General features: G+C 69.2%; 2 protein-coding genes. Both read right to left on the bottom strand.

What is annotated here, in order from left to right:
- Window positions 1-50 precede the first annotated feature (50 nt).
- Window positions 51-347 carry a DUF2470 domain-containing protein gene (locus LCL87_RS24255; RefSeq protein WP_225024010.1) on the bottom strand — a complete coding sequence of 99 codons (297 nt, stop codon included), beginning with the start codon at window positions 345-347 and terminating at the stop codon, window positions 51-53.
- Window positions 344-1,609 carry an MFS transporter gene (locus LCL87_RS24250; RefSeq protein WP_225024009.1) on the bottom strand — a complete coding sequence of 422 codons (1,266 nt, stop codon included), beginning with the start codon at window positions 1,607-1,609 and terminating at the stop codon, window positions 344-346. Before LCL87_RS24250 ends, LCL87_RS24255 begins: the two co-directional genes overlap by 4 nt.
- Window positions 1,610-1,834: the final 225 nt, after the last annotated feature.

Below are 1,834 nucleotides of genomic sequence, written 5' to 3'. Positions count from 1 at the left end.
CCGTCTGCAACGATCGTTGCAGACGGACGGACCATACCCCCGAGCGCCGGTCAGTGCTCGCTGGGCGCGACTCCCAACTTCTCGCACGCCGCGCGGTACAGCGCGACCACCTCGGTGCGGATCGACGCGCGGTCGGTCACCGGGCCGAGCCACGGCACCCGCACGGTCCGCTCCGCCCCGTCGACCTCGGCGACCCATTCGCCGGACTCGCCGTCGAGCCCGGTCATGCGGGCGGCGGTGGCGGCCGGCTCCGCGTACGCGCGGACGATGAGCAGGTTGTCGTCGGCGTGGTCGCCGTTCATGTGGCCGGTCACGGCGGCGACGACGGCGGCGTCGAAAGTAGTCATGACGGTGAGCCTAACCTCACCGTCGGAGGCTTCCGGTCGGCGTCCAGTTCGCGCAGTACGGGAAGTGCGAAGCACACCGCGGCGACGACCACCACCGGCACGGCGAGGACGAAGAACGTCGCGCTGATGCCGATCTGATCGATGAGCGGTCCGGCCAACATGTAGCCGAGCGGTCCGGCCGCATACGCGGTGGACGTCATCACCCCGACGACGCGGCCGCGCAGGTGTTCGGGACTGCGGGTCTGCATGGCCCAGTTGGCGATCGGGCCCACCGGCCCGTACACCAGGCCGATCACGACGGCCAGTGCGAGGAGCACCCACAGTGGCGGCAGGAAGGCCATGCCGATCATCGCGAGACCGAGCACCGTGACGGCGACGAGCATCAGGTTCCGGCGCTTCAGGTACGGCGCCAGTGCGCCGTACGACAGCGCACCGACGAGACCACCGACGCTCATCGCCATGATCACCCAGCCGAGTTCGGCGGGCTCCCCGTGATCCGTGAAGTACTTGGGGAACAGCACCGATTCGATCGGCATGTACAGCGCGACGATCACCATGTCGACGAGCGCGAGCGTGCGCAGCAGGCGATCGCGCCACACGAACCGCAGCCCCTCGAGGGTGCCCGACCACATCGATCTCGGCCGGGTCGCATGGTCGGGGCGACCGGCGTGCTCGAGACGCAGGAACGCGATCGTCACGAGCGACAGCACGAAGCAGACCGACGTGACCCACAGCGTGCTCTCGGGTCCGACGAGTGCGATCAGCACGCCGCCGACACCGGGGCCGATCAGGTAGGCGACGTTGTAGTTGGCCTCGTACAGGCTGTTGACGCGGTCCAGTCGCCAGCCGGCGGCCTTGGTCGCGGCCGGCAGCATCGACTCCCGCGCCGAGATGCCGGCGGGGTCGAACGTCGCCCCGAGCGCGGCGAGCGCCGCGAGCACGGGCACCGACAGCCCGATCGTGCCCGCGACGACCGGGATCGCCGCCACCGACAGCGCCGACAGCGCGTCCGACACCAGCGAGGTGGGCCTCCGGCCGAACCTGTCGACGACGGTGCCCGAGAACAGGCTGGCGAGCAGCAGTGGCAGGGTCGCCGCGCCGGCGACGATCGCCGCGTCGGTCGCGCGTCCGGTCTGCTCGAGCACCAGCCACGGCAGCGCGACGATCACGATGCCGTTGCCGGTAGCGGAGAACAGCGTCGCGAGGTTGAGCAGGATCAGCGGCCCGAGTCGTCGGGTCGTCGTCTGGTCTGGGGTCGTCACGGCGCGGGCCTTCGGTCGAACGGGCGTCGAATCGACGCTAACAGCGCGGCCGGAACCCGTGCGAGCGGTTTTCCTGGCTCCGGTTCTGAAGGATTCCTCTCGGAGATGAACTGCTCCCCGGAAGTTGGACTGAGAAATTCAGTTCCGACTTCCGGGGAGCAGTTTGATGAGGGCGACGAGTTCACTGTCCGAAGATCAGCGGACCGCGGCGGTAGCGTTGTTCGA

It is taken from the genome of Prescottella equi (assembly GCF_020171745.1).
GTDB classification, from domain to species: domain Bacteria; phylum Actinomycetota; class Actinomycetes; order Mycobacteriales; family Mycobacteriaceae; genus Prescottella; species Prescottella equi_A.
This window is presented reverse-complemented; position numbering and strand designations above follow the sequence as displayed.

What these genes read in the sequence shown, in the direction of transcription:
- LCL87_RS24255 (WP_225024010.1), bottom strand. Translation starts at nt 347, where the DNA reads ATGACTACTTTCGACGCCGCCGTCGTCGCCGCCGTGACCGGCCACATG.